This window comes from Streptococcus suis (genome assembly GCA_022354845.1).
Taxonomy (GTDB): Bacteria; Bacillota; Bacilli; order Lactobacillales; family Streptococcaceae; genus Streptococcus; species Streptococcus suis_AA.
On record CP031970.1, the window covers coordinates 236,624 to 260,227 of the forward strand.

Below are 23,604 nucleotides of genomic sequence, written 5' to 3' on the forward strand. Positions count from 1 at the left end.
AGACAATTCATGTCAAAACAAGTATTTGAAACGGTTTTTGCTGGCAAGAAACTAGTCGTTGAAACTGGTCAGGTTGCCAAACAAGCCAATGGTGCAGTAGTTGTTCGTTATGGAGATTCAACAGTATTAACTGCAGCGGTTATGTCTAAGAAAATGGCAACTGGTGATTTCTTCCCCCTCCAAGTTAACTACGAAGAAAAGATGTATGCTGCTGGTAAATTTCCTGGCGGTTGGATGAAGAGGGAAGGACGTCCATCGACGGATGCTACTTTGACAGCTCGTTTGATTGATCGTCCGATTCGTCCAATGTTTGCGGAAGGTTTCCGTAACGAAGTTCAAGTCATCAACACAGTGCTTTCTTATGATCCAGATGCATCTGCTCCAATGGCAGCCATGTTTGGTTCCTCATTGGCATTAGCAATCTCAGACATTCCATTCAATGGTCCAATTGCTGGTGTTCAGGTTGGTTATGTTAATGGCGAATTGATTATTAACCCAGATCAAGCTCAACAAGAAGCATCCCTTTTAGAATTGACAGTTGCTGGTAACAAAGACGCTATCAACATGGTTGAATCGGGTGCCAAAGAATTATCAGAAGAAGTGATGTTGGAAGCACTCTTGAAAGGTCATGCAGCCATTCAAGAACTCTTGAATTTCCAAAATCAAATCGTGGCAGCAGTTGGTAAGGAAAAAGCAGATGTGGAGCTTCTTCAAGTGGACCCGGAATTGCAGGCTGAGATTGTTGCAGCTTACAATGACGATTTGAAAAAAGCGGTGCAGGTTGAAGAAAAATTGGCCCGTGAAGATGCGACCAATGCCGTTCGCGAGACTGTCATCGCAGCTTACGAAGAAAAATACGCTGAGCACGAAGAATTTGACCATATCATGCGTGATGTCCATGAAATCTTGGAACTTATGGAGCATGTAGAAGTTCGTCGTTTGATTACTGAAGACAAGGTCCGTCCAGATGGTCGCCGTGTTGATGAAATTCGTCCTTTGGATGCAGAAGTAGACTTCTTGCCAAATGTTCACGGCTCAGGTCTCTTTACCCGTGGTCAAACGCAAGCCCTTTCTGTCTTGACCTTGGCACCAATGGGTGAAACCCAAATCATCGATGGTTTGGATGATGAGTACAAGAAACGCTTCATGCATCACTACAATTTCCCACAATACTCAGTTGGCTCAACTGGTCGTTACGGTGCACCAGGTCGTCGTGAGATTGGTCACGGTGCTCTAGGTGAGCGCGCTCTTGAGCAAGTCTTGCCTAGCTTGGAAGACTTCCCTTACGCTATCCGCTTGGTGGCAGAAGTCTTGGAGTCAAACGGTTCTTCTTCACAGGCATCTATCACAGCTGGCACCCTTGCCCTTATGGCAGGTGGTGTGCCAATCAAGGCACCCGTTGCAGGGATTGCTATGGGTCTGATCTCAGACGGTACCAATTACACCGTCTTGACCGATATTCAAGGTCTTGAGGACCACTTCGGCGACATGGACTTCAAGGTAGCTGGTACTCGTGACGGTATCACAGCCCTTCAAATGGATATTAAAATTGACGGTATCACACCACAAATCTTGGAAGAAGCCTTGGCACAAGCTAAGAAGGCACGTTTTGAAATCCTTGATGTCATCGAAGCGGCTATTCCAGAAGTTCGTCCTGACTTGGCACCAACTGCGCCGAAGATTGACACTATCAAGATTGATGTGGACAAGATCAAGATTGTTATTGGTAAGGGTGGTGAAACCATCGATAAGATTATTGCAGAAACTGGCGTGAAAATTGATATCGACGAAGACGGTCTTGTGGCGATCTTCTCACCAGACCGTGCTGCAATTGAGCGCACAAAAGAAATCATCGCTGGTCTTGTCCGTGAAGCAAAAGTGGACGAAGTCTTCCAAGCAAAAGTGGTTCGTTTGGAGAAATTCGGTGCCTTTGTCAACCTTTTTGACAAGACCGATGCCCTCGTCCACGTTTCTGAAATGGCTTGGACACGTGTCAATAAACCAGAAGATTTGGTTGAGGTTGGCGATGTTGTAGATGTTAAGGTGATAAAAATTGATGATAAGGGACGTATTGATGCTTCTATGAAAGCCCTTCTACCAAAACCAGAAGGCTACGTGGAACCAGAAAAACGTGAACGTTCAGAAAAACCTCGTCGTCATAAAGAATACAAAGAGAAAAAAGATAATAACTTTGGTGAATTTAAATTTCATAAAGTAGATATAAAATAATGGTGAAGTAGGCAAGTCCCGAAATGGACTTGTCTTCTCGCTAGAAGGAGAAGTCATGGGTTGGTGGAAGGATACCATAGAAATTGTAAAAGAAAAAGATCCGGCGGCACGGAACTCCTTGGAAGTCCTTTTGACCTACCCAGGAGTCAAGGCACTGGCTGCTCATCGTCTCTCTCACTGGATGTGGCAAAATGGTTTTAAATTATTAGCTCGGATGCACAGTCAGTTTTGGCGATTTTGGACCAACATTGAAATTCATCCAGGTGCAGAAATTGCCTCGGGAGTCTTTATTGATCATGGCGCAGGATTGGTAATTGGTGAGACTGCAATTGTCGAATCTGGTGTAATGTTATACCATGGAGTAACTCTTGGAGGAACAGGGAAGGATACAGGGAAGCGCCATCCAACAGTTCGAAAAGGGGCACTCGTTTCTGCTCATGCCCAGGTGATTGGCCCAGTTGAAATCGGAGAAAATTCGAAAGTAGGTGCTGCTGCTGTTGTCTTAGCAGATGTTCCAGCAGACGTGACAGTTGTCGGTATGCCTGCTAAAATTGTCCGTGTTCATGGGAAAAAAGATGAGCAAGCCATTCATGATATGGAAGGCGGTCGTGAATACTACACAACCAAGCTAGCAGAACTAAGAGAAGCTAGCCATCGCTCCTCGCATTTGTAGAGTTGATTTATAGGTTTAAGGGACAAGATTCGGAGGGAAAATGCTACTAGAAGAATTTGAAAATACCTCTGCGGTCATTGAACCGACAGATACCTCTATTCGGGGTGGTGGTGAAACCTGTAATACTTTAATTCTGTCATTTAATGGAGAAATTATTAAGAGAGTTGCCGAGTTAGAAAATGTATATGAGGGTGGAGCTCTTCACAATCTAAATGGCCGGTTGCCATGGTATATTTATGAAGAAAGTGGAGTGAGAGTTGGTGTCATGTTAGCCCCAATTGGAGCTTCTATGATTGTTGGGAACCTAGAAGAATTGAAAGCCAAAGGGTTTCAAAATTTTATTGTATTTGGTACTTGTGGAGTACTGGATCGGTCTATTGCAGTAGATAAGATTATTCTACCAAGTTCAGCCTTACGTGATGAGGGAACTAGTTATCATTATGCACCAGCCAGTGATGAGATTAGCTATCATTCGGAACTATTATTGACCATGGAAGAAGCCTTGGATCAAGCAGGAATTGAACATGTTCGGACTAAGACATGGACGACAGATGCATTTTATAGAGAAACAGCAGCTAAGGTTAAACGTCGCTTGACTGCTGGGGCAATGGTGGTTGATATGGAAGCTTCTGCTATCATGGCCTGGGCAAACTTTCGTCAGGCCAAGGTCTATCAATTTTTCTACACGGCAGACTATGTGGATCACCACAAAAATGAATGGGATGTCCGTCGAGAGGAACGGACGGCTGACAGTATGACCTTCTTTGAAGTGGCCATGGCGATTGCAAGAAAATTAGAAAGTAGATCATGTTAAAAAAATTAGTAAGACAAAATTGGCCTTATGTGTTGACCGCCGTTGCTGGGACAATCATGTTTATCCTTAAATTTTCACAAGGTAATTGGCAGGTTGGGATGATCTGGTTGGCAGCGACAGCTTATTGGCTAGTAAAATTATATCAAAAGTATCAAGTCCTAAAGAATACTCAGAAGTAATGGAGAAACTATGATTAAAATTTACGATACCATGACTCGCAGTTTGCGTGATTTTGTGCCCTTGGAAGAAGGGAGGGTCAAGATGTATGTCTGCGGTCCAACGGTTTACAATTATATCCATATCGGAAATGCTCGGAGTGTGGTAGCTTTTGATACCATCCGCCGTTATTTTGAATACCGTGGGTTCGATGTGACCTACATTTCTAACTTTACGGACGTGGATGATAAAATCATAAAGGCTGCAAATGAAGCTGGTATGACAACAAAGGAACTTTCTGATAAATTTATCGCAGCTTTCAAGGAAGATGTGGCAAAGTTAGGTGTCAAACCAGCTACCAAAAATCCTCGTGTTATTGACTACATGGATGAAATCATTGATTTTGTGCAGGTCTTGATTGACAAGGGGTACGCCTATGAAGCTTCTGGCGATGTTTATTTCCGTGTTGAAAAGGCAAGAAATTATGCCCGTTTGTCCAATAAAACTTTGTCAGACTTAGAAGCTGGAGCATCTGGGCGTGTCGATGGAGAGGGGCAGTTGAAAGAACATCCATTTGACTTTGCCTTGTGGAAATCAGCAAAGCCAGGAGAAGTGTCATGGGAAAGTCCGTGGGGTCACGGGCGTCCAGGATGGCATATCGAATGTTCGGTTATGGCAACAGAGATATTGGGAGACACCATAGATATTCATGGTGGTGGAGCAGACTTAGAGTTTCCGCACCATACCAACGAGATTGCCCAATCAGAATGTAAAACAGGACAGACATTCGCAAATTACTGGATGCACAATGCCATGCTCAATATCAATGATGAAAAAATGTCCAAGTCATTGGGGAATTTTTTAACTGCACATGATATGTTGGAGAAAATTGATGGGCCAGTTTTACGATTTTTCCTTGCTACCCAGCACTACCGCCGACCACTGAACTACACGGAGAAAGCTATCTCCGATGCGGAAACTAATTTAAAATACTTAAAAAACACCTATACTCAACCAGTGCTGAATGTGTCTGAACACACGGTATTGGCTAAACATTTAGCGGCGTTCGAGACCGCAATGGATGATGATTTTAATGCTGCAAATGGCATTACAGCTATTTTCGACTTTGCAAAATGGATCAACTCTGGAAACTATGATGCCATTGTCAAGGAAGCTTTTGGAAAAATGTTGGCAGTATTTGGAATTGTCTTTGAGGAAGAGGTCTTAGACAGTGAGATTGAAGCCTTAATTGAGGAGCGGCAAGTAGCGCGTGCCAATAGGGACTTTGCAACAGCGGACCGTATTCGGAATGAATTGGCGGAGCAAGGGATTAAATTATTAGATACAAAAGATGGCGTGAGGTGGACACGTGACTAGTGTAGTTGATGTGAACCTTATCAACGGAATCGCTCTTGCTTTTGAAGGTGACGCAGTATATTCTATGTATATAAGGCGACATTTGATATTCAAGGGATTGACTAAGCCCAACAAATTACACAGTGAAGCAAATAAATACGTCTCGGCAAAGGCACAGGCCAATCTTATCGTAGCTCTCTTAGAAGCTCAGCTATTAAATGAGAAAGAAGAAGAAATCTATCGAAGAGGTCGTAATGCAAATAGCCATACAAAGGCTAAAAATGCAGATATTGTGACTTATCGTATGTCTACAGGTTTTGAGGCAGTTTTGGGCTATCTCCATATGACAAATCAATTTGAACGACTCGATAAGCTTATCTCTTGGTGTATTGAAACAGTAGAAAACAAATCCATATAAAGAAGATAGTCTGATAAGATTGTCTTCTATTTTTTTATCAGATAAGATTTTGAATAGAATTTACTCTCCCTGCTAACTGAAATTCTCTAGTAGAACCATACTTCTACCACCGTAAAATAAGAAACGAACATAGCTCTAGCTTCAACCAGTAGACATGAACAATGATTACTATAATTCCTACATTACATTACCTACAAAAAAGTTAATACATAACCACTGTTTATTGAATTGTCACAGAATATAATCTTTGCTATGACACTCTGATTTTTCAACTCTAAACGATTTACTGAATCGTTAAAAATAAAAAAGTGAAAAAAACAGGAAAAACTACTTGACAATGATGGATAAGATTTGATAGAATAGTTAAGTTGTCTCGCAAGACTAGTCAGCTTAAAAAAACGAAAAAAGTTTAAAAAAGCAGTTGACAATAGTAAGTGAAGATGATAGAATAATTGAGTTGTCTCTTGAGGTCGATCGATACAAAGGGAACGAAAAAAAGTTTCAAAAAAGTATTGACAAGACCTTGAAGAAGTGATAAACTAATATAGTTGTCGCAAGGACGTGACAACGACAAGACCTTTGAAAATTAAAGAAGACGAACCAAACGTGCAGGGTGATTTATCTAAGGATAAATCGTCAATGACAAAACAAAAAACAATAAAACGGAAAGCTAGCAATAGCTTGAGTTTGAATCAAAACTTTTAATGAGAGTTTGATCCTGGCTCAGGACGAACGCTGGCGGCGTGCCTAATACATGCAAGTGGAACGCATGATTGATACCGGAGCTTGCTCCACCATTAATCATGAGTCGCGAACGGGTGAGTAACGCGTAGGTAACCTACCTCATAGCGGGGGATAACTATTGGAAACGATAGCTAATACCGCATAACAGTATTTATCACATGGTAAATGCTTGAAAGGAGCAATTGCTTCACTATGAGATGGACCTGCGTTGTATTAGCTAGTTGGTGGGGTAACGGCTCACCAAGGCATCGATACATAGCCGACCTGAGAGGGTGATCGGCCACACTGGGACTGAGACACGGCCCAGACTCCTACGGGAGGCAGCAGTAGGGAATCTTCGGCAATGGGGGGAACCCTGACCGAGCAACGCCGCGTGAGTGAAGAAGGTTTTCGGATCGTAAAGCTCTGTTGTAAGAGAAGAACGTGTGTGAGAGTGGAAAATTCACACAGTGACGGTAACTTACCAGAAAGGGACGGCTAACTACGTGCCAGCAGCCGCGGTAATACGTAGGTCCCGAGCGTTGTCCGGATTTATTGGGCGTAAAGCGAGCGCAGGCGGTTTGATAAGTCTGAAGTAAAAGGCTGTGGCTTAACCATAGTATGCTTTGGAAACTGTCAAACTTGAGTGCAGAAGGGGAGAGTGGAATTCCATGTGTAGCGGTGAAATGCGTAGATATATGGAGGAACACCGGTGGCGAAAGCGGCTCTCTGGTCTGTAACTGACGCTGAGGCTCGAAAGCGTGGGGAGCGAACAGGATTAGATACCCTGGTAGTCCACGCCGTAAACGATGAGTGCTAGGTGTTGGGTCCTTTCCGGGACTCAGTGCCGCAGCTAACGCATTAAGCACTCCGCCTGGGGAGTACGACCGCAAGGTTGAAACTCAAAGGAATTGACGGGGGCCCGCACAAGCGGTGGAGCATGTGGTTTAATTCGAAGCAACGCGAAGAACCTTACCAGGTCTTGACATCCCAGTGACCGTCCTAGAGATAGGATTTTTCTTCGGAACACTGGAGACAGGTGGTGCATGGTTGTCGTCAGCTCGTGTCGTGAGATGTTGGGTTAAGTCCCGCAACGAGCGCAACCCCTATTGTTAGTTGCCATCATTCAGTTGGGCACTCTAGCGAGACTGCCGGTAATAAACCGGAGGAAGGTGGGGATGACGTCAAATCATCATGCCCCTTATGACCTGGGCTACACACGTGCTACAATGGCTGGTACAACGAGTCGCAAGTCGGTGACGACAAGCTAATCTCTTAAAGCCAGTCTCAGTTCGGATTGTAGGCTGCAACTCGCCTACATGAAGTCGGAATCGCTAGTAATCGCGGATCAGCACGCCGCGGTGAATACGTTCCCGGGCCTTGTACACACCGCCCGTCACACCACGAGAGTTTGTAACACCCGAAGTCGGTGAGGTAACCATTTGGAGCCAGCCGCCTAAGGTGGGATAGATGATTGGGGTGAAGTCGTAACAAGGTAGCCGTATCGGAAGGTGCGGCTGGATCACCTCCTTTCTAAGGAAAAGGAACCTGTACGTTAGTCTTCTTTAATTTTGAGAGGTTTTGAACCAAGTAATGAGAACGTTAAGAAAACCGTATGAAAATAGGAAACTGACGTAGTGTGTTCAACACACAAGGAAGTTTATCTTTTTCACTAGGATTTTAGTTCGAATAAAATTTGACTTCTCAAAAGTCCCTTAATATTATTTAACAATACAGTAAACACGTAATTATACGTGGGGCCTTAGCTCAGCTGGGAGAGCGCCTGCTTTGCACGCAGGAGGTCAGCGGTTCGATCCCGCTAGGCTCCATTAGGATAGAAATCCTACTAAACTGAATACCAGTGAAGTTGAATTCACGACTAACTTCTTAGGAAAATAGATCATCTTCCTTGTGTGCAAGACACACATCGTCAGATTCCTAATTTTCTACAGAAGTTTCGCAGAAGCGACCGTCGTTCATATCCTAAACTTGTCCATTGAAAATTGAATATCTATCAAACAATCCTTATGTATTTGAAAAGATACATAAAGAAATAGTAACAAGAAAATAAACCGAAAACGCTGTGAATATTTAATGAGTTTTCTAATTTTTAAAAAAATTAGGTTAAAACAAGTTACGAAGACGTTAAGGAAAACGTATGATTTATTTAAATCACTAGTTTTCTAGTCTGAGTACGATTATAAGGTTAAGTTAATAAGGGCGCACGGTGGATGCCTTGGCACTAGAAGCCGAAGAAGGACGTGACTAACGACGAAATGCCTTGGGGAGCTGTAAGTAAGCAATGATCCAGGGGTGTCCGAATGGGGGAACCCGGCAGGTAAAGCCTGTCACTCACTACTGTTAAGGTAGTGAAGAGGAAGACGCAGTGAACTGAAACATCTAAGTAGCTGCAGGAAGAGAAAGCAAAAGCGATTGCCTTAGTAGCGGCGAGCGAAACGGCAGGAGGGCAAACCGAGGAGTTTACTCCTCGGGGTTGTAGGACTGCAAAGTGGACTTAAAGAGTATAGAAGAACTACCTGGGAAGGTAGGCCAAAGAGAGTAACAGCCTCGTATTTGAAATAGTCTTTATACCTAGCAGTATCCTGAGTACGGCGAGACACGCGAAATCTCGTCGGAATCTGGGAGGACCATCTCCCAACCCTAAATACTCTCTAGTGACCGATAGTGAACCAGTACCGTGAGGGAAAGGTGAAAAGAACCCCGGAAGGGGAGTGAAATAGAACCTGAAACCGTGTGCCTACAACAAGTTCGAGCCCGTTAATGGGTGAGAGCGTGCCTTTTGTAGAATGAACCGGCGAGTTACGATATGATGCGAGGTTAAGTTGAAGAGACGGAGCCGTAGGGAAACCGAGTCTTAATAGGGCGGATTAGTATTATGTCGTAGACCCGAAACCATGTGACCTACCCATGAGCAGGTTGAAGGTGCGGTAAGACGCACTGGAGGACCGAACCAGGGCACGTTGAAAAGTGCTTGGATGACTTGTGGGTAGCGGAGAAATTCCAAACGAACTTGGAGATAGCTGGTTCTCTCCGAAATAGCTTTAGGGCTAGCGTCGACATTGAGAATCTTGGAGGTAGAGCACTGTTTGGATGAGGGGGCCATCTCGGTTTACTGATTTCAGATAAACTCCGAATGCCAATGATTTATGGTCGGCAGTCAGACTGCGAGTGCTAAGATCCGTAGTCGAAAGGGAAACAGCCCAGACCACCAGCTAAGGTCCCAAAATAATTGTTAAGTGGAAAAGGATGTGGGGTTGCACAGACAACTAGGATGTTAGCTTAGAAGCAGCTATTCATTCAAAGAGTGCGTAATAGCTCACTAGTCGAGTGACCCTGCGCCGAAAATGTACCGGGGCTAAAACAATTTACCGAAGCTGTGGATAACACGAAAGTGTTATGGTAGGAGAGCGTTCTATGTGTGAAGAAGGTATACCGTGAGGAGTGCTGGAACGCATAGAAGTGAGAATGCCGGTATGAGTAGCGCAAGATGGGTGAGAATCCCATCCACCGTAAGACTAAGGTTTCCAGGGGAAGGCTCGTCCGCCCTGGGTTAGTCGGGACCTAAGGAGAGACCGAAAGGTGTATCCGATGGACAACAGGTTGATATTCCTGTACTAGTGTATATAGTGATGGAGGGACGCAGTAGGCTAACTAAAGCGGGCGAATGGAAGAGCCCGTCTAAGCAGTGAGGTGTGATATGAGTCAAATGCTTGTATCTGTAACATTGAGCTGTGATGGGGAGCGAAATTAAGTAGCGAAGTTAGTGACGTCACACTGCCAAGAAAAGCTTCTAGCGATAAGTATACACTACCCGTACCGCAAACCGACACAGGTAGTCGAGGCGAGTAGCCTCAGGTGAGCGAGAGAACTCTCGTTAAGGAACTCGGCAAAATGACCCCGTAACTTCGGGAGAAGGGGTGCTGACTTTTAGTCAGCCGCAGTGAATAGGCCCAAGCAACTGTTTATCAAAAACACAGCTCTCTGCTAAATCGTAAGATGATGTATAGGGGGTGACGCCTGCCCGGTGCTGGAAGGTTAAGAGGAGGGTTTAGCGTAAGCGAAGATCTGAATTGAAGCCCCAGTAAACGGCGGCCGTAACTATAACGGTCCTAAGGTAGCGAAATTCCTTGTCGGGTAAGTTCCGACCCGCACGAAAGGCGTAATGATTTGGGCACTGTCTCAACGAGAGACTCGGTGAAATTTTAGTACCTGTGAAGATGCAGGTTACCCGCGACAGGACGGAAAGACCCCATGGAGCTTTACTGCAGTTTGATATTGAGTATCTGTACCACATGTACAGGATAGGTAGGAGCCTATGAAATCGGGACGCCAGTTTCGATTGAGGCGCTGTTGGGATACTACCCTTGTGTTATGGCTACTCTAACCCGGTAGGTTAATCATCTACGGAGACAGTGTCTGACGGGCAGTTTGACTGGGGCGGTCGCCTCCTAAAAGGTAACGGAGGCGCCCAAAGGTTCCCTCAGAATGGTTGGAAATCATTCGCAGAGTGTAAAGGTATAAGGGAGCTTGACTGCGAGAGCTACAACTCGAGCAGGGACGAAAGTCGGGCTTAGTGATCCGGTGGTTCCGTATGGAAGGGCCATCGCTCAACGGATAAAAGCTACCCTGGGGATAACAGGCTTATCTCCCCCAAGAGTTCACATCGACGGGGAGGTTTGGCACCTCGATGTCGGCTCGTCGCATCCTGGGGCTGTAGTCGGTCCCAAGGGTTGGGCTGTTCGCCCATTAAAGCGGCACGCGAGCTGGGTTCAGAACGTCGTGAGACAGTTCGGTCCCTATCCGTCGCGGGCGTAGGAAATTTGAGAGGATCTGCTCCTAGTACGAGAGGACCAGAGTGGACTTACCGCTGGTGTACCAGTTGTCTCGCCAGAGGCATCGCTGGGTAGCTATGTAGGGAAGGGATAAACGCTGAAAGCATCTAAGTGTGAAGCCCACCTCAAGATGAGATTTCCCATAACATTAAGTTAGTAAGAGCCCTGAGAGAAGATCAGGTAGATAGGTTGGAAGTGTAAGTGTGGCGACACATGTAGCGGACCAATACTAATCGCTCGAGGACTTATCCAAGAATAAGTAAAGAGAACGTAAAGAAAAGCGTATGATTTATCTAAATCAGTAGCTTTTTAGTTCGAGTACAAATACTCACGAGTCAATATTGACAGCGTTGGTTTTTCTTGTTAGAATATAGATATTCAATTTTGAGTTGACAAGACTCAGTAGTTAAGTGACGATAGCCTAGGAGATACACCTGTACCCATGCCGAACACAGCAGTTAAGCCCTAGAACGCCTGAAGTAGTTGGGGGTTGCCCCCTGTTAGATACGGTAGTCGCTTAGCAAGATTTGGAGAGAAATCTCCATATGGGAGTTTAGCTTAGTTGAAAGTGAGAGGCATTCGAGCTTTCAAGTTGGAGATGAGGAAGACGAAGTTTTCTTCATTGCCCAGCTGAGCTAAGTCCCACCCATTGGGAGTTTAGCTCAGCTGGGAGAGCATCTGCCTTACAAGCAGAGGGTCAGCGGTTCGATCCCGTTAACTCCCATTTAAGCGGGTGTAGTTTAGTGGTAAAACTACAGCCTTCCAAGCTGTTGTCGCGAGTTCGATTCTCGTCACCCGCTTTGAACATTTCGTTCTTTTTACCAAACTTTCATAATGGTTTGGGCGCGTAGCTCAGATGGTTAGAGCGCACGCCTGATAAGCGTGAGGTCGGTGGTTCGATTCCACTCGTGCCCATTTTATATGGTCCGTTGGTCAAGGGGTTAAGACACCGCCTTTTCACGGCGGTAACACGGGTTCGAATCCCGTACGGACTATATTTTTGAGGAGCTAATGCTCTTTTTTTTTTTTTTTAAAACTCGTATTTGCTTTTCTTTTGATATAATAGTTCTATGATGAAATTATCGAATAACATATCTGTATTACCTGGCATAGGTCCAAAATCAGCTGAAAAGTTTAGTAAGCTTGGGATTGATTCAATTGAGGATGCCTTACTTTATTTCCCTTTTCGTTATGAAGATTTTGAAGTTAAATCTGTATTTGATTTGCAGGATGGGGAAAAAGCTGTTTTAAAGGGTCAGGTTGTAACTCCGGCCACGCTCCAATATTATGGGAAGCGAAATCGGTTAAGATTTTCTATTAAGCAGGGAGAAATTGTTGTTTCTGTCTCTTTTTTTAATCAATCATATTTGGCAGATAAGGTTGTTCCTGGACAAGAACTGGTCGTTTGGGGAAAATGGGATAAGGCGAAGGCTAGTTTGACTGGGCTTAAGATTTTATCGCATCAAAGCGAGGACTTACAGCCAGTTTATCATGTCTCACAAGGTATTTCTCAGGCCAGTATTGTGAAATTAATTCGTTCTGCTGTAGATACGGGTTATTTGGATTTGGTTTCTGAAAATATTCCAGAGATTCTATTATGCCATTATCAATTAATGGATAGAAAACGAGCTATTTATGCTATGCATTTTCCGAATGATTTGGAAGAATATCGCCAAGCTCTCAGAAGAGTTAAATTCGAGGAATTATTATATTTCCAATTGCAGCTACAACTGTTAAAACATGATAATCGGAATATTTCAAATGGATTAGAAATTCAGTATGTTGAGGACTCTCTTAAAAGAAAAATAGAAACCTTGCCTTTTTCACTGACAGATGCGCAAGAGAATGCTTTAAATGAAATTTTACAAAATATGAAGCATCCAGGTCATATGAATCGTTTATTACAAGGTGATGTTGGTTCTGGTAAGACGGTTGTTGCTGGTTTAGCCATGTACGCTACGGTAACTGCCGGTATGCAGGCTGCAATAATGGTTCCGACGGAAATTTTGGCAGAGCAGCATTATGAAACTCTTAGTTCTTTATTTCCTGAATGTAAAATTTCATTATTAACTGGTAGTATGAAAGTTGGAGAGAAAAGAGAGGCGTTAGAGCATATTGCTAGTGGGGAGGTCCATATGATTGTTGGGACACATGCTTTAATTCAAGAAGGTGTTATTTATCACAAATTGGGATTAGTTATTACGGATGAACAACATCGTTTTGGGGTCAAACAACGGAAGTTGTTTCGTGAAAAGGGTGATAACCCTGATGTGCTAATGATGACGGCTACTCCAATTCCTCGAACATTGGCAATCACTGCTTTTGGAGATATGGATGTTTCCATTATTGATCAATTACCAGCAGGAAGGAAACCAATTGTAACAAGATGGGTGAAGCATGCTCAATTGCCAGTTTTATTGTCATGGCTTGAGAAGGAATTGAAAAAAGAGGCTCAGATTTACTTTATTTCACCTTTGATTGAAGAATCCGAGATGCTCGATTTAAAAAATGCCATTGATCTAAAAGTGGAGTTGGAACACCATTTTGGCTCAAAAGCATCGATTGAATTATTGCATGGAAAAATGAAAAATGATGAAAAAGAAGCAATCATGCAGGAGTTTAAGCATGGCAATGTGGACATATTGGTTTCAACTACAGTTATAGAAGTTGGTGTCAATGTACCGAATGCTACGATAATGATCATTATGGATGCGGATCGTTTCGGCCTGAGTCAATTACACCAGTTGCGGGGTCGTGTAGGTCGTGGAGTGAAGCAATCTTACGCCATCTTGGTCGCGGATCCTAAAACAGAATCTGGTAAAGAGCGTATGGCCACAATGACCGAGACAACGGATGGTTTTGTTCTGGCAGAAGTTGATTTGAAAATGCGGGGTTCAGGTGAAATTTTCGGAACACGACAATCGGGCTTACCGGAATTTCAAGTTGCTAATATTATTGAGGATTATCCTATTTTAGAAGAGGCTAGGCGTGTGGCTCAGCGGATTGTCACGGAAGAAAATTGGCGGAACAATCCAATGTGGTTCTGTTTACTGGAAAATTTAGAACATCAATCGATATTGGATTAAATGTTTGAGGAACCTTAGGGGTTATATATAGTGCAAATATGTTCTCTTTCTCAATCTGAAGATAAAACCTTATTAGTCTTTTGTTATATAGCCATTGACTGAAAGTAGTTTGTTGGAGCCGTACCTTTTTCATGAGGCTTACCATGAAAATGGTTGATTTTTAAGAATATCTATTTTTAACAAAAAACAATAGGTGCATGAAAAAACGTGCACCTATTGTTTTATCCTTGAATATAATCAGCTAAATCCTGCCCGTTCAAGCCAGCATTTACGGCAATCAGTAATTTGATACGTGCTTTTTGGGAATTCAGTTCTTTTACAAATAAGACACCTAATTCTTCCAATTGTATTCCGCCACCATCGTAGGCATATACTGGTTCTGCAATACCATTGAAGCAACGTGACACGAGCACGATAGGAAGTTGCTTATTGATAAGTTTTTTAATGGCTGAAATACTTGCTGGTGGTAGGTTTCCAGCTCCTAAGGCTTCAATTACTAAGCCAGAAATGGGGCCCTCTACAAGTGCATCCAGTAAGATAGTATCCATATCTGCGTATGATTTGATGATTGGGACAACACCATTGATGGCCTGTAAATCAAAGCGGACACGTTTGTCGGCTGCCTTGAAAAAGAGTATTTCTCGTTTTGTTACAAGGCCCAAGGGTCCATGAGTTGGTGTTTGAAAGGTTGAAACATTTGTTGTATGTGTTTTTGTTACATACTTCGCAGCATGAATTTCATCGTTCATGACCACAAGAACACCTTTGTCAGCAGATTTTTCATCAGCAGCAACACGAAGTGCAGTTCTATAATTATAGATTCCATCGCTTCCTAATTCGTTAGAAGAGCGCATAGCACCTGTCATGACTATTGGCATTTTTGGAATAGACATTGTGTCCAAAAAATATGCTGTTTCCTCTAGGGTATCAGTTCCATGTGTGATGACAAACCCGTCAAAATGGGAGGCTTCTTCTCTAATTTTTTTATAAATCATCATCATGTGGTCAATTTGAATATGAGGACTTGGAAGATTCAAAAAATCAACGGACACTACTTCAATGTTCTCTAATGGTGAAGTGACTTGGGTCATTGGATTAATGGGACTTGATTCGACAGCGCCGTTTTGATCTGCTTGCATGGAAATTGTTCCGCCAGTATGGAGAACGAGAATTTTTTTCATAAATTTTCCTGATTCTTTCAAAATATGCTATACTTAATTGTAACACAATTCTAATGAAAGTAGGCGAGATGGTTGACAGTGAAGGCAGTTTTTTTTGATATCGACGGAACCTTATTGACGGACCACCGAACTGTGAGTAAGTCAACTATTCTTGCCATTAACCAGTTGAAAGCAAGAGGAATCTTGGTTGGTTTGGCAACTGGTCGAGATCCGCGCTTTATCTTACAATATATGGCTAGTCTGGGACTTGATATGGCAGTTGCTTACAATGGACAATATGTTTTTACAAGAGATGAAGTGGTTTTCAGCCAGCCAATTGAAAAAGTGGACATCGATAAAATGATTGCGTACGCCGAAAAATTCCAACGTGATCTTTCATTTGGTACTGCATTAGGGGTAGTTGGTAGTGGCATTATGAGTATGGGGACTGGGAATTTTGCTTATCGATTTTCACGTATGGTCCCTGAAGTTTGTGCGGGCTTTGTAAACTTTATTTTTAACCATATTATCCGTATTGTGAGACCGCAAAATAAGGGGAGCTTCAATCATTTGATTACTCAACCCATTTACCAAATGATGCTATTAACGATGGAAAAAGAGGCGCAGCGATTAGCGGAGCATTTTCCACAATTAACTTTTACTCGTTCAAGTCCTTATGCGACGGATATTATTTGTAAGGGGAATTCAAAACTGATTGGTATCAAACGGTTAGGAGATTTTTATCATTTTTCGACCGATGAAGTGATGGTTTTTGGAGACTCAAATAATGATATTGAGATGTTGGGGGAGGTTCGGTATTCTGTTGCCATGAAAAATGGGACAAAGCAAGCAAAACAAGTGGCTTCTTATATAACTGATACTAACAATAAGGATGGTATCTATAAAGGCTTACGTCATTTTAATCTAGTAGAGGAACAAAATGTTTAAAAGTAAGGATCAACATTTTAATCGTGTAAAAGAGTTTCACCACCTGATGGATGGTCAAACTCAAGAATTTCCAAAGGAGTTTGATTCTGAGACAGCCGTTTTCAGGGCAGGGTTTAAGATAGAAGAAATTGTTGAATTTGTTCATGCTTCCTCACAGAGTGAGAGTGGTTTTAGAGAAGGGATTGAGCGGCTGCACTCTGAATTAGATAAGGCTGCCGCCAAGGTAGAAGGTAAAAAAGAGGCAAAGGTTTCTTTGCATGACCAAGTAGATGCTTTATTGGACCTTTTGTATTTTACCTATGGTTCTTTTGTATTAATGGGAGTGGATCCAGAACCGATATTTCAGCTAGTCCATGAAGCTAATATGGGCAAAAGATTTCCGGATGGACGTGCTCATTTTGACCCAGTCACTCATAAAATTTTAAAGCCAAATGATTGGGAGGAACGTTTTGCTCCCGAAAGAAAAATTGAAGTAGAGCTAAAGAGACAGATGAAAGGACTTGATCACTAAAATCAAGTCCTTTATGATTTTATAAAATTTTCTCGCCTTCTCGTACAATCAATAAGTCAATCGTTGCATGACGCATGATATACTCTGAAGAGGAACCAATGAGCAATCTTTCAAAAGCATTTAACCCAGTTGCACCAAGTAGCATTAGGTCAGCACCGGTTTCCTTTGGAATATCTATCGCCAAGAGTGTTTTTGGGTTACCAAATTCTATACGGATTTGAACATCTTCTATACCGGCATTCAGTGCTTCCTGTTTATAATCTTCTAGTAATAGTTCAGCTTCACGTTCTAAAGACTCATAGACTGTTGCATCAAAAGCAACAACGTTATGTAACGCTCGTGTATCAATGACATGGGCAATTATCAGTCGTGCTTGATTTCGTTTTGCGACGTGGATAGCCTTGTGTAGTGCTAGTTCAGCACCGGCTGAACCATCAACAGCGACTAGAATTGTTTTATAAGATTGAGACATACCAATCACTCCTTTCAAGTGGAGAACACAAATAAACAGTGTACTTGCTTACATTTTTATTATAAGTCTTTTTTGAAAAAATGTAAAGTATTCTTGTGATTTTTTTACTTTTACAGTACAATATAAACCATAAGAAAGTCGAGGTGACTTATGAGAAAATTTGAGAAGTCAATGAAATTAGATGACGTTGCGTACGATATTCGTGGTCCTGTCTTGGAAGAGGCTATGCGGATGCGTGCTAATGGTGAGCAGATTTTAAGGTTGAATACCGGAAATCCTGCTGAATTTGGTTTTACTGCGCCAGACGAGGTCATTCGTGATTTAATCCATAACGCTCGTAAATCAGAAGGTTATTCGGACAGTCGGGGGATTTTCTCAGCTCGTAAGGCGATTATGCAATACTGTCAACTCAAGAAATTTCCAAATGTTGATATTGATGATATTTATCTTGGTAATGGTGTAAGTGAGTTGATTGCCATGTCTATGCAGGGCTTGTTGGACAATGGTGATGAGGTGTTGGTACCGATGCCTGACTATCCTTTGTGGACAGCAGCGGTAAGCTTAGCTGGTGGACATGCAGTTCACTATGTTTGTGATGAGTCTGCAGACTGGTATCCTGACTTAGCGGATATGGAATCCAAGGTGACATCACGGACTAAGGCTATTGTTCTTATCAATCCTAATAATCCAACGGGTGCTTTATATCCAAAAGAAGTGTTGGAAGGAATCGTTGAGATTGCTCGGAAACATGAGCTCATTATTTTTTCTGATGAGATTTATGACCGTATGGTATTTGATGGAGCGGTTCATATTCCAATTGCGACCTTGGCACCGGATTTATTTGTTGTAACGATGAATGGTCTATCAAAATCACATCGTATCTGTGGTTTCCGTGTTGGTTGGATGGTGTTATCAGGCCCTAAACATCATGTGAAAGGGTATATCGAAGGCTTAAACATGCTGTCCAATATGCGTCTATGTTCCAACGTATTAGCCCAGCAGGTGGTGCAGACATCATTAGGTGGCGTACAATCTGTTGATAAATTGTTGACTCCAGGTGGGCGACTTTATGAACAACGTGAGTTCATTACAAGGGCGATTCAAGATATACCTGGACTGTCTGCTGTTAAACCCAAAGCAGGTCTGTATATTTTCCCTAAAATTGATCGAGAAATGTATCGAATTGATGATGACGAGCAGTTTGTTCTTGATTTTTTGAAGCAAGAAAAAGTATTGTTGGTTCATGGACGAGGTTTCAACTGGAAAGAGCCAGATCATTTCCGTATTGTCTATTTACCACGTGTTGACGAACTAGCAGAAATCCAAGAAAAAATGACACGATTCTTAGCGCAATATCGACGTTAGGAGCGAAGGAAAGTCGGGGGTTCTCCGACTTTTTTGATGTCAGAGTGAGAAATTGTCAATATTTTAACAACAATAGTAAATTTTCTGATAATTATTGAAATTTAACTCAATTTTTGCTATACTGAAAGCAATTACAGTGTAAAGAGGAATTTATGACAACATTATTAGAAAAAACACGGAACATTACATCGATTTTGAAACGTTCCGAGGAGAAATTGGCAGAAGAATTGCCTTACAATGCAATAGCGGATCATTTGTCTGCTATCATCGACTGTAACTCTTGCATCATTAACAGTGAAGGTGAAGTATTGGGTTACCACATGAATTATGAGACAAATAATGATCGTGTGGAAGAATTTTTCCAAAACAAACAATTTCCAGAAAGTTATGTTAAAGCAGTTGCACAGGTTTATGATACACAAGTGAACTTGCCAGTAGAAAGTGAATTGACGGCTATCCCTGTTGAGTCACGTTCGGCTTATCCAAATGGTCTGACTACGATTGCCCCTATTCATGTGACAGGGATTCGTTTTGGATCACTTATTATTTGGCGGAATGATCGTCAGTTTCTTGATGATGATTTAATCTTGGTTGAGATTGCTGCGACTGTGGTTGGAATTCAATTGTTGAACTTCCAAAGAGAAGAAGATGAAAAAAATATTCGTCGACGCGCCGCTGTGAATATGGCGGTTAATACACTTTCATATTCAGAGATGAAAGCTGTTGCAGCTATCTTGGGTGAGTTAAATGGCAATGAAGGTCAGTTGACAGCATCTGTTATTGCAGATCGTATCGGTATTACACGCTCTGTTATTGTGAATGCGCTACGTAAATTAGAGAGTGCAGGGATTATTGAAAGTCGTTCCTTAGGAATGAAAGGTACTTATTTGAAAGTACTGATTCCAGCAATTTTTGATGAAATAAAGAAACGTGATTACTAATATGACAAAAGCACTGATTTCAATAGATTATACGATAGATTTTGTCGCAGATGAGGGAAACTTAACTGCAGGTAAGCCTGCACAAGCCATCTCAGAACGGATTGCTCAGGTTACATCTGAAGCATTTGAAAATGGAGATTATATTTTCTTTGCGATTGATGGGCATGAAACAGGGGATGAGTTTCACCCTGAAAGTAAGCTTTTTCCGCCTCATAATATCATCGGTACGTCAGGTCGGAATTTGTATGGTCCATTAGCAGACTTTTATCTGGAAAATAAGGATCATGAGCGTGTCCGTTGGATGGACAAACGGCATTATTCGGCCTTTTCTGGAACAGATTTAGATATTCGTTTGCGGGAACGTGGTGTGGATACGGTTGTTCTAACAGGTGTATTGTCTGATATCTGTGTCCTCCATACGGCTATCGATGCCTATAATAAGGGGTATCGGATTGAAGTAGTTGCGTCAGCAATTGCTGCATTGACGGAGGAGAGTCATCAATTTGCACTGAATCACCTACGTCATGTACTCGGTGCGACGGTTATTGAATAATGTTTAGGAACCAGTCTGTGGACTGGTTTTTTTGCTGAATAATCTTACATACTCAGTTATTTCAACCTTTGTTGTGGGTTAGAAATATGATATAATGAGAAGATAGATTTCCATTAGGAGGAAAGTTAGAATGAAGATTTCTGAAGCTGAAGTCCGTCATGTTGCCAAGCTGTCTAAGCTAGAGTTTTCGGATCAAGAAACTGCGGAATTCGCGACTACTTTGAGTAAAATTGTTGATATGGTTGAATTGCTCAATGAAGTAGATACAACTGGTGTTGCAGTAACAACAACTATGGCTGATCGTAAGAATGTTTTGCGAGCAGATGTTGCTCTACAGGGTGAGAGTCGTGAAGAACTCTTTAAAAATGTACCTGAATCTCAAGATCATTATATCAAGGTACCAGCAATTTTAGATGGGGGAGGAGATGCCTAATGACTTTTAACAATAAAACTATTGATGAATTGCATGACCTCCTTGTCAAAAAGGAGATTTCTGCTCTTGAATTGACCAAGGCAACCTTGGAAGACATTAAAAGCCGTGAGGGAGCAGTGGATGCTTTCTTGACTATTACGGAAGACAAGGCTTTGGCTCAAGCTGCCGCCTTGGACGAAAAGGGGATTGATGCGGACAATGTTATGGCAGGGATTCCTTTGGCAGTCAAGGATAATATCTCTACTAAGGGGATTTTGACCACTGCCGCTTCAAAAATGCTCTATAACTACGAGCCGATTTTCAATGCGACATCGGTTGCTCAGGCATACGCAAAGGATATGATTATTGTCGGTAAGACCAATATGGACGAATTTGCAATGGGTGGTTCGAATGAGAACTCTGCCTTCAAACCAACGAAAAATGCTTGGGATCAAACAAAAGTTCCTGGTGGTTCTTCAGGTGGTTCAGCCGCTGCAGTTGCGTCCGGTCAAGTCCGTTTGTCATTGGGTTCCGACACTGGTGGTTCGATTCGTCAGCCAGCATCCTTTAATGGGATTGTCGGGATGAAGCCTACTTATGGTACAGTGTCACGTTTTGGCTTGATTGCCTTTGGCTCATCACTTGATCAAATAGGTCCATTTGCACAGACTGTTAAGGAAAATGCCCAATTATTGAATGTTGTTTCTGGTCATGATGTTAAGGATGCTACATCTACTATTAATGAGATTGCAGACTTTACTAGCAAGATTGGTCAAGACATTAAAGGCATGAAAATTGCTTTGCCAAAAGAATACATGGGCGAAGGGATTGATCCACAGGTCAAGGAAACCATTCTTAAGGCTGCTAAGCACTTGGAAAGTTTGGGGGCGATTATTGAGGAAGTCAGCCTGCCACATTCTAAGTATGGGGTTGCTGTTTACTACATTATCGCATCATCAGAGGCATCTTCTAACTTGCAACGTTTTGATGGTATCCGTTATGGTTTCCGTGCAGAAGATGCGACAAACTTGGATGAGATTTACGTGAAAACCCGTAGCCAAGGTTTTGGTGAGGAAGTCAAACGTCGTATTATGTTAGGTACATTTAGCTTGTCATCTGGTTACTACGATGCCTACTTCAAGAAGGCTGGCCAGGTGCGGACTTTGATTATCCAGGATTTTGAAAAAGTCTTTGCGGACTATGACTTGATTTTGGGTCCGACAGCTCCGACAGTTGCCTTTGGTTTGGACACGCTTAACCATGACCCTGTGGCCATGTACTTGGCGGACTTGTTAACAATTCCTGTAAACTTGGCAGGTTTACCAGGGCTCTCTATTCCTGCTGGTTTTGTAGAAGGCTTGCCAGTTGGTTTGCAGTTGATTGGTCCAAAATACTCAGAAGAGACCATTTACCAAGTAGCTGCTGCCTTTGAAGCGACAACAGACTATCACAAGCAACAACCAGTGATTTTTGGAGGTGCTAACTAATGAACTTTGAAACGATTATTGGTCTAGAAGTCCATGTGGAGTTGAATACCAACTCGAAAATTTTCTCGCCTTCATCTGCTCATTTTGGTGAGGATCCAAATGCCAATACCAACGTGATTGACTGGTCTTTCCCAGGCGTCCTTCCAGTTCTTAACAAGGGTGTTGTGGATGCTGGTATCAAGGCTGCCTTGGCCTTGAACATGGATATTCACAAGGATATGCACTTTGACCGTAAGAACTATTTCTATCCTGATAATCCTAAAGCCTATCAGATTTCCCAGTTTGACGAGCCGATTGGCTACAATGGTTGGATTGAGATTGAGCTAGAAGACGGTACGACTAAGAAAATTCGTATCGAGCGTGCCCACTTGGAAGAGGATGCTGGTAAGAATACCCACGGAACAGACGGTTATTCTTATGTGGACCTCAACCGTCAGGGCGTGCCATTGATTGAGATTGTATCAGAAGCCGATATGCGCTCGCCTGAAGAGGCCTATGCCTACTTGACAGCCCTTAAAGAAATTATTCAGTACACTGGTATTTCAGATGTGAAGATGGAAGAGGGTTCCATGCGCGTGGATGCTAACATTTCCCTTCGTCCCTATGGTCAAGAAAAATTTGGTACCAAGACTGAGTTGAAAAACCTCAACTCCTTCAACTATGTTCGCAAGGGCTTGCAACACGAAGTAGAACGTCAGGCGAAAATCTTGCGTTCAGGTGGTCAAATCCAGCAGGAAACTCGCCGTTACGATGAATCTACTGGTGAAACCATTCTCATGCGTGTCAAAGAAGGTTCAGCTGACTACCGTTACTTCCCTGAGCCAGACCTGCCACTCTATGAGATTGATGATAGCTGGATTGAGGAAGTGCGTGCAGAATTGCCAGTCTTTCCAAAGGCTCGTCGTGCTCACTATGTGGAAAACTTGGGCTTGACCGCCTACGATGCAGGTCAGTTGACGTCTACAAAGGCACTGTCTGACTTCTTTGAAGCAGCAGTGGCAGCCGGTGGTGATGCTAAACAAGTGTCTAACTGGTTGCAGGGCGAAGTGGCTCAGTTCCTCAATGCAGAAAGCAAGACCATTGAGCAAATCGCCTTAACACCAGAAAACTTGGTAGAAATGATTGCCTTGATTGCGGATGGAGCCATTTCATCTAAAATCGCTAAGAAAGTCTTTGTTCACTTGGCTAAGGAAGGTGGTTCTGCTAAGGCTTATGTTGAGAAGGCTGGTTTGGTGCAGATTTCAGACCCAGCAGTCCTCATTCCGATTATCCACCAAGTCTTTGCGGATAACGAAGCAGCCGTAGCTGACTTCAAGTCTGGCAAACGTAATGCCGATAAGGCCTTTACAGGCTTCTTGATGAAGGCAACCAAGGGACAAGCCAACCCACAAGTTGCTCAACAACTCTTGGCTCGGGAATTGGCTAAGTTGTTGGATTAAAATTGAAT

Annotated in this window: 17 protein-coding genes, 5 tRNA genes and 3 rRNA genes; 23 read left to right on the plus strand and 2 right to left on the minus strand. The window is 42.8% G+C overall.

Annotation, left to right across the window (positions count from 1 at the left end; all coding sequences use genetic code 11):
• Positions 1-9: 9 nt before the first annotated feature.
• The 15 genes from pnp to recG all read left to right on the plus strand — a co-directional run bounded on the left by pnp (position 10) and on the right by recG (position 14,308).
• The gene (gene pnp / locus D2A30_01285) at positions 10-2,229 is read left to right on the plus strand and encodes a polyribonucleotide nucleotidyltransferase (protein ID ULL21965.1); all 2,220 of its coding nucleotides are present in this window, start codon (positions 10-12) and stop codon (positions 2,227-2,229) included.
• A 55-nt stretch (positions 2,230-2,284) separates the two neighbouring features.
• A complete protein-coding gene (gene cysE, locus D2A30_01290) occupies positions 2,285-2,902 on the plus strand; it encodes a serine O-acetyltransferase (protein ID ULL20349.1) in 618 nt (205 codons plus the stop codon).
• A gap of 40 nt (positions 2,903-2,942) precedes the next feature.
• Positions 2,943-3,716 (plus strand): phosphorylase, encoded by a 774-nt coding sequence (locus D2A30_01295; protein ID ULL20350.1) that lies wholly within the window; start codon positions 2,943-2,945, stop codon positions 3,714-3,716.
• Positions 3,710-3,895 (plus strand): hypothetical protein, encoded by a 186-nt coding sequence (locus D2A30_01300; protein ULL20351.1) that lies wholly within the window; start codon positions 3,710-3,712, stop codon positions 3,893-3,895. Before D2A30_01295 ends, D2A30_01300 begins: the two co-directional genes overlap by 7 nt.
• 10 nt (positions 3,896-3,905) lie before the next feature.
• Entirely contained in the window at positions 3,906-5,249 is a 1,344-nt protein-coding gene (locus D2A30_01305; protein ID ULL20352.1) for a cysteine--tRNA ligase, read from the plus strand.
• A complete protein-coding gene (locus D2A30_01310) occupies positions 5,242-5,646 on the plus strand; it encodes a Mini-ribonuclease 3 (protein ID ULL20353.1) in 405 nt (134 codons plus the stop codon). The genes D2A30_01305 and D2A30_01310 overlap by 8 nt, the downstream gene beginning before the upstream one ends.
• 701 nt (positions 5,647-6,347) lie before the next feature.
• Positions 6,348-7,910: ribosomal RNA gene (locus D2A30_01315) — 16S ribosomal RNA — on the plus strand.
• 215 nt (positions 7,911-8,125) lie between these two features.
• Positions 8,126-8,198, plus strand: a tRNA-Ala gene (locus D2A30_01320).
• A gap of 374 nt (positions 8,199-8,572) precedes the next feature.
• A 23S ribosomal RNA gene (locus D2A30_01325) occupies positions 8,573-11,476 on the plus strand.
• A 152-nt stretch (positions 11,477-11,628) separates the two neighbouring features.
• Positions 11,629-11,744 (plus strand): 5S ribosomal RNA (rrf, locus tag D2A30_01330).
• Together the 16S, 23S and 5S rRNA genes with 5 tRNA genes alongside form the textbook arrangement of a ribosomal RNA operon.
• 129 nt (positions 11,745-11,873) lie before the next feature.
• A tRNA-Val gene (locus D2A30_01335) sits at positions 11,874-11,946 on the plus strand.
• Between the two features lie 5 nt (positions 11,947-11,951).
• Positions 11,952-12,022, plus strand: a tRNA-Gly gene (locus tag D2A30_01340).
• Between the two features lie 41 nt (positions 12,023-12,063).
• Positions 12,064-12,137, plus strand: a tRNA-Ile gene (locus tag D2A30_01345).
• Between the two features lie 8 nt (positions 12,138-12,145).
• A tRNA-Glu gene (locus tag D2A30_01350) sits at positions 12,146-12,217 on the plus strand.
• A 75-nt stretch (positions 12,218-12,292) separates the two neighbouring features.
• Positions 12,293-14,308 carry an ATP-dependent DNA helicase RecG gene (gene recG / locus D2A30_01355; protein ULL20354.1) on the plus strand — a complete coding sequence of 672 codons (2,016 nt, stop codon included), beginning with the start codon at positions 12,293-12,295 and terminating at the stop codon, positions 14,306-14,308.
• 221 nt (positions 14,309-14,529) lie between these two features.
• Here the strand turns inward: recG and D2A30_01360 are convergent, their stop codons facing one another.
• Positions 14,530-15,489 carry an asparaginase gene (locus tag D2A30_01360; GenBank protein ULL20355.1) on the minus strand — a complete coding sequence of 320 codons (960 nt, stop codon included), beginning with the start codon at positions 15,487-15,489 and terminating at the stop codon, positions 14,530-14,532.
• A gap of 72 nt (positions 15,490-15,561) precedes the next feature.
• Between D2A30_01360 and D2A30_01365 the strand changes: the two genes are divergently transcribed.
• Both D2A30_01365 and D2A30_01370 read left to right on the plus strand, forming a co-directional pair.
• Positions 15,562-16,416, plus strand: coding sequence for an HAD-IIB family hydrolase (locus tag D2A30_01365; protein ID ULL20356.1), 855 nt, complete (start codon positions 15,562-15,564; stop codon positions 16,414-16,416).
• On the plus strand, positions 16,409-16,927 hold the full coding sequence (locus tag D2A30_01370) for an HAD family hydrolase (GenBank protein ULL20357.1): 519 nt from the start codon (positions 16,409-16,411) through the stop codon (positions 16,925-16,927). Before D2A30_01365 ends, D2A30_01370 begins: the two co-directional genes overlap by 8 nt.
• A 19-nt stretch (positions 16,928-16,946) precedes the next feature.
• Here the strand turns inward: D2A30_01370 and D2A30_01375 are convergent, their stop codons facing one another.
• Entirely contained in the window at positions 16,947-17,399 is a 453-nt protein-coding gene (locus D2A30_01375) for a universal stress protein (GenBank protein ID ULL20358.1), read from the minus strand.
• A gap of 150 nt (positions 17,400-17,549) precedes the next feature.
• Between D2A30_01375 and D2A30_01380 the strand changes: the two genes are divergently transcribed.
• From D2A30_01380 to gatB, 6 genes are all read left to right on the plus strand, one after another.
• Entirely contained in the window at positions 17,550-18,764 is a 1,215-nt protein-coding gene (locus D2A30_01380; protein ID ULL20359.1) for a pyridoxal phosphate-dependent aminotransferase, read from the plus strand.
• 152 nt (positions 18,765-18,916) lie between these two features.
• The gene (gene codY, locus D2A30_01385) at positions 18,917-19,705 is read left to right on the plus strand and encodes a GTP-sensing pleiotropic transcriptional regulator CodY (protein ULL20360.1); all 789 of its coding nucleotides are present in this window, start codon (positions 18,917-18,919) and stop codon (positions 19,703-19,705) included.
• A 1-nt stretch (position 19,706) separates the two neighbouring features.
• Positions 19,707-20,258, plus strand: coding sequence for a cysteine hydrolase (locus D2A30_01390; GenBank protein ID ULL20361.1), 552 nt, complete (start codon positions 19,707-19,709; stop codon positions 20,256-20,258).
• Between the two features lie 130 nt (positions 20,259-20,388).
• Positions 20,389-20,691 carry an Asp-tRNA(Asn)/Glu-tRNA(Gln) amidotransferase subunit GatC gene (gene gatC / locus D2A30_01395; protein ULL20362.1) on the plus strand — a complete coding sequence of 101 codons (303 nt, stop codon included), beginning with the start codon at positions 20,389-20,391 and terminating at the stop codon, positions 20,689-20,691.
• Positions 20,691-22,157, plus strand: coding sequence for an Asp-tRNA(Asn)/Glu-tRNA(Gln) amidotransferase subunit GatA (gene gatA / locus D2A30_01400; protein ULL20363.1), 1,467 nt, complete (start codon positions 20,691-20,693; stop codon positions 22,155-22,157). The genes gatC and gatA overlap by 1 nt, the downstream gene beginning before the upstream one ends.
• Positions 22,157-23,596, plus strand: a complete 1,440-nt coding sequence (gene gatB / locus D2A30_01405) for an Asp-tRNA(Asn)/Glu-tRNA(Gln) amidotransferase subunit GatB (GenBank protein ID ULL20364.1) — start codon at positions 22,157-22,159, stop codon at positions 23,594-23,596. The genes gatA and gatB overlap by 1 nt, the downstream gene beginning before the upstream one ends.
• Positions 23,597-23,604: the final 8 nt, after the last annotated feature.

What these genes read in the sequence shown, in the direction of transcription:
- pnp (ULL21965.1), top strand. Translation starts at nt 10, where the DNA reads ATGTCAAAACAAGTATTTGAAACGGTTTTTGCTGGCAAGAAACTAGTC.
- cysE (ULL20349.1), top strand. Translation starts at nt 2,285, where the DNA reads ATGGGTTGGTGGAAGGATACCATAGAAATTGTAAAAGAAAAAGATCCG.
- D2A30_01295 (ULL20350.1), top strand. Translation starts at nt 2,943, where the DNA reads ATGCTACTAGAAGAATTTGAAAATACCTCTGCGGTCATTGAACCGACA.
- D2A30_01300 (ULL20351.1), top strand. Translation starts at nt 3,710, where the DNA reads ATGTTAAAAAAATTAGTAAGACAAAATTGGCCTTATGTGTTGACCGCC.
- D2A30_01305 (ULL20352.1), top strand. Translation starts at nt 3,906, where the DNA reads ATGATTAAAATTTACGATACCATGACTCGCAGTTTGCGTGATTTTGTG.
- recG (ULL20354.1), top strand. Translation starts at nt 12,293, where the DNA reads ATGATGAAATTATCGAATAACATATCTGTATTACCTGGCATAGGTCCA.
- D2A30_01360 (ULL20355.1), bottom strand. Translation starts at nt 15,489, where the DNA reads ATGAAAAAAATTCTCGTTCTCCATACTGGCGGAACAATTTCCATGCAA.
- D2A30_01370 (ULL20357.1), top strand. Translation starts at nt 16,409, where the DNA reads ATGTTTAAAAGTAAGGATCAACATTTTAATCGTGTAAAAGAGTTTCAC.
- D2A30_01375 (ULL20358.1), bottom strand. Translation starts at nt 17,399, where the DNA reads ATGTCTCAATCTTATAAAACAATTCTAGTCGCTGTTGATGGTTCAGCC.
- D2A30_01380 (ULL20359.1), top strand. Translation starts at nt 17,550, where the DNA reads ATGAGAAAATTTGAGAAGTCAATGAAATTAGATGACGTTGCGTACGAT.
- codY (ULL20360.1), top strand. Translation starts at nt 18,917, where the DNA reads ATGACAACATTATTAGAAAAAACACGGAACATTACATCGATTTTGAAA.
- D2A30_01390 (ULL20361.1), top strand. Translation starts at nt 19,707, where the DNA reads ATGACAAAAGCACTGATTTCAATAGATTATACGATAGATTTTGTCGCA.
- gatC (ULL20362.1), top strand. Translation starts at nt 20,389, where the DNA reads ATGAAGATTTCTGAAGCTGAAGTCCGTCATGTTGCCAAGCTGTCTAAG.
- gatA (ULL20363.1), top strand. Translation starts at nt 20,691, where the DNA reads ATGACTTTTAACAATAAAACTATTGATGAATTGCATGACCTCCTTGTC.
- gatB (ULL20364.1), top strand. Translation starts at nt 22,157, where the DNA reads ATGAACTTTGAAACGATTATTGGTCTAGAAGTCCATGTGGAGTTGAAT.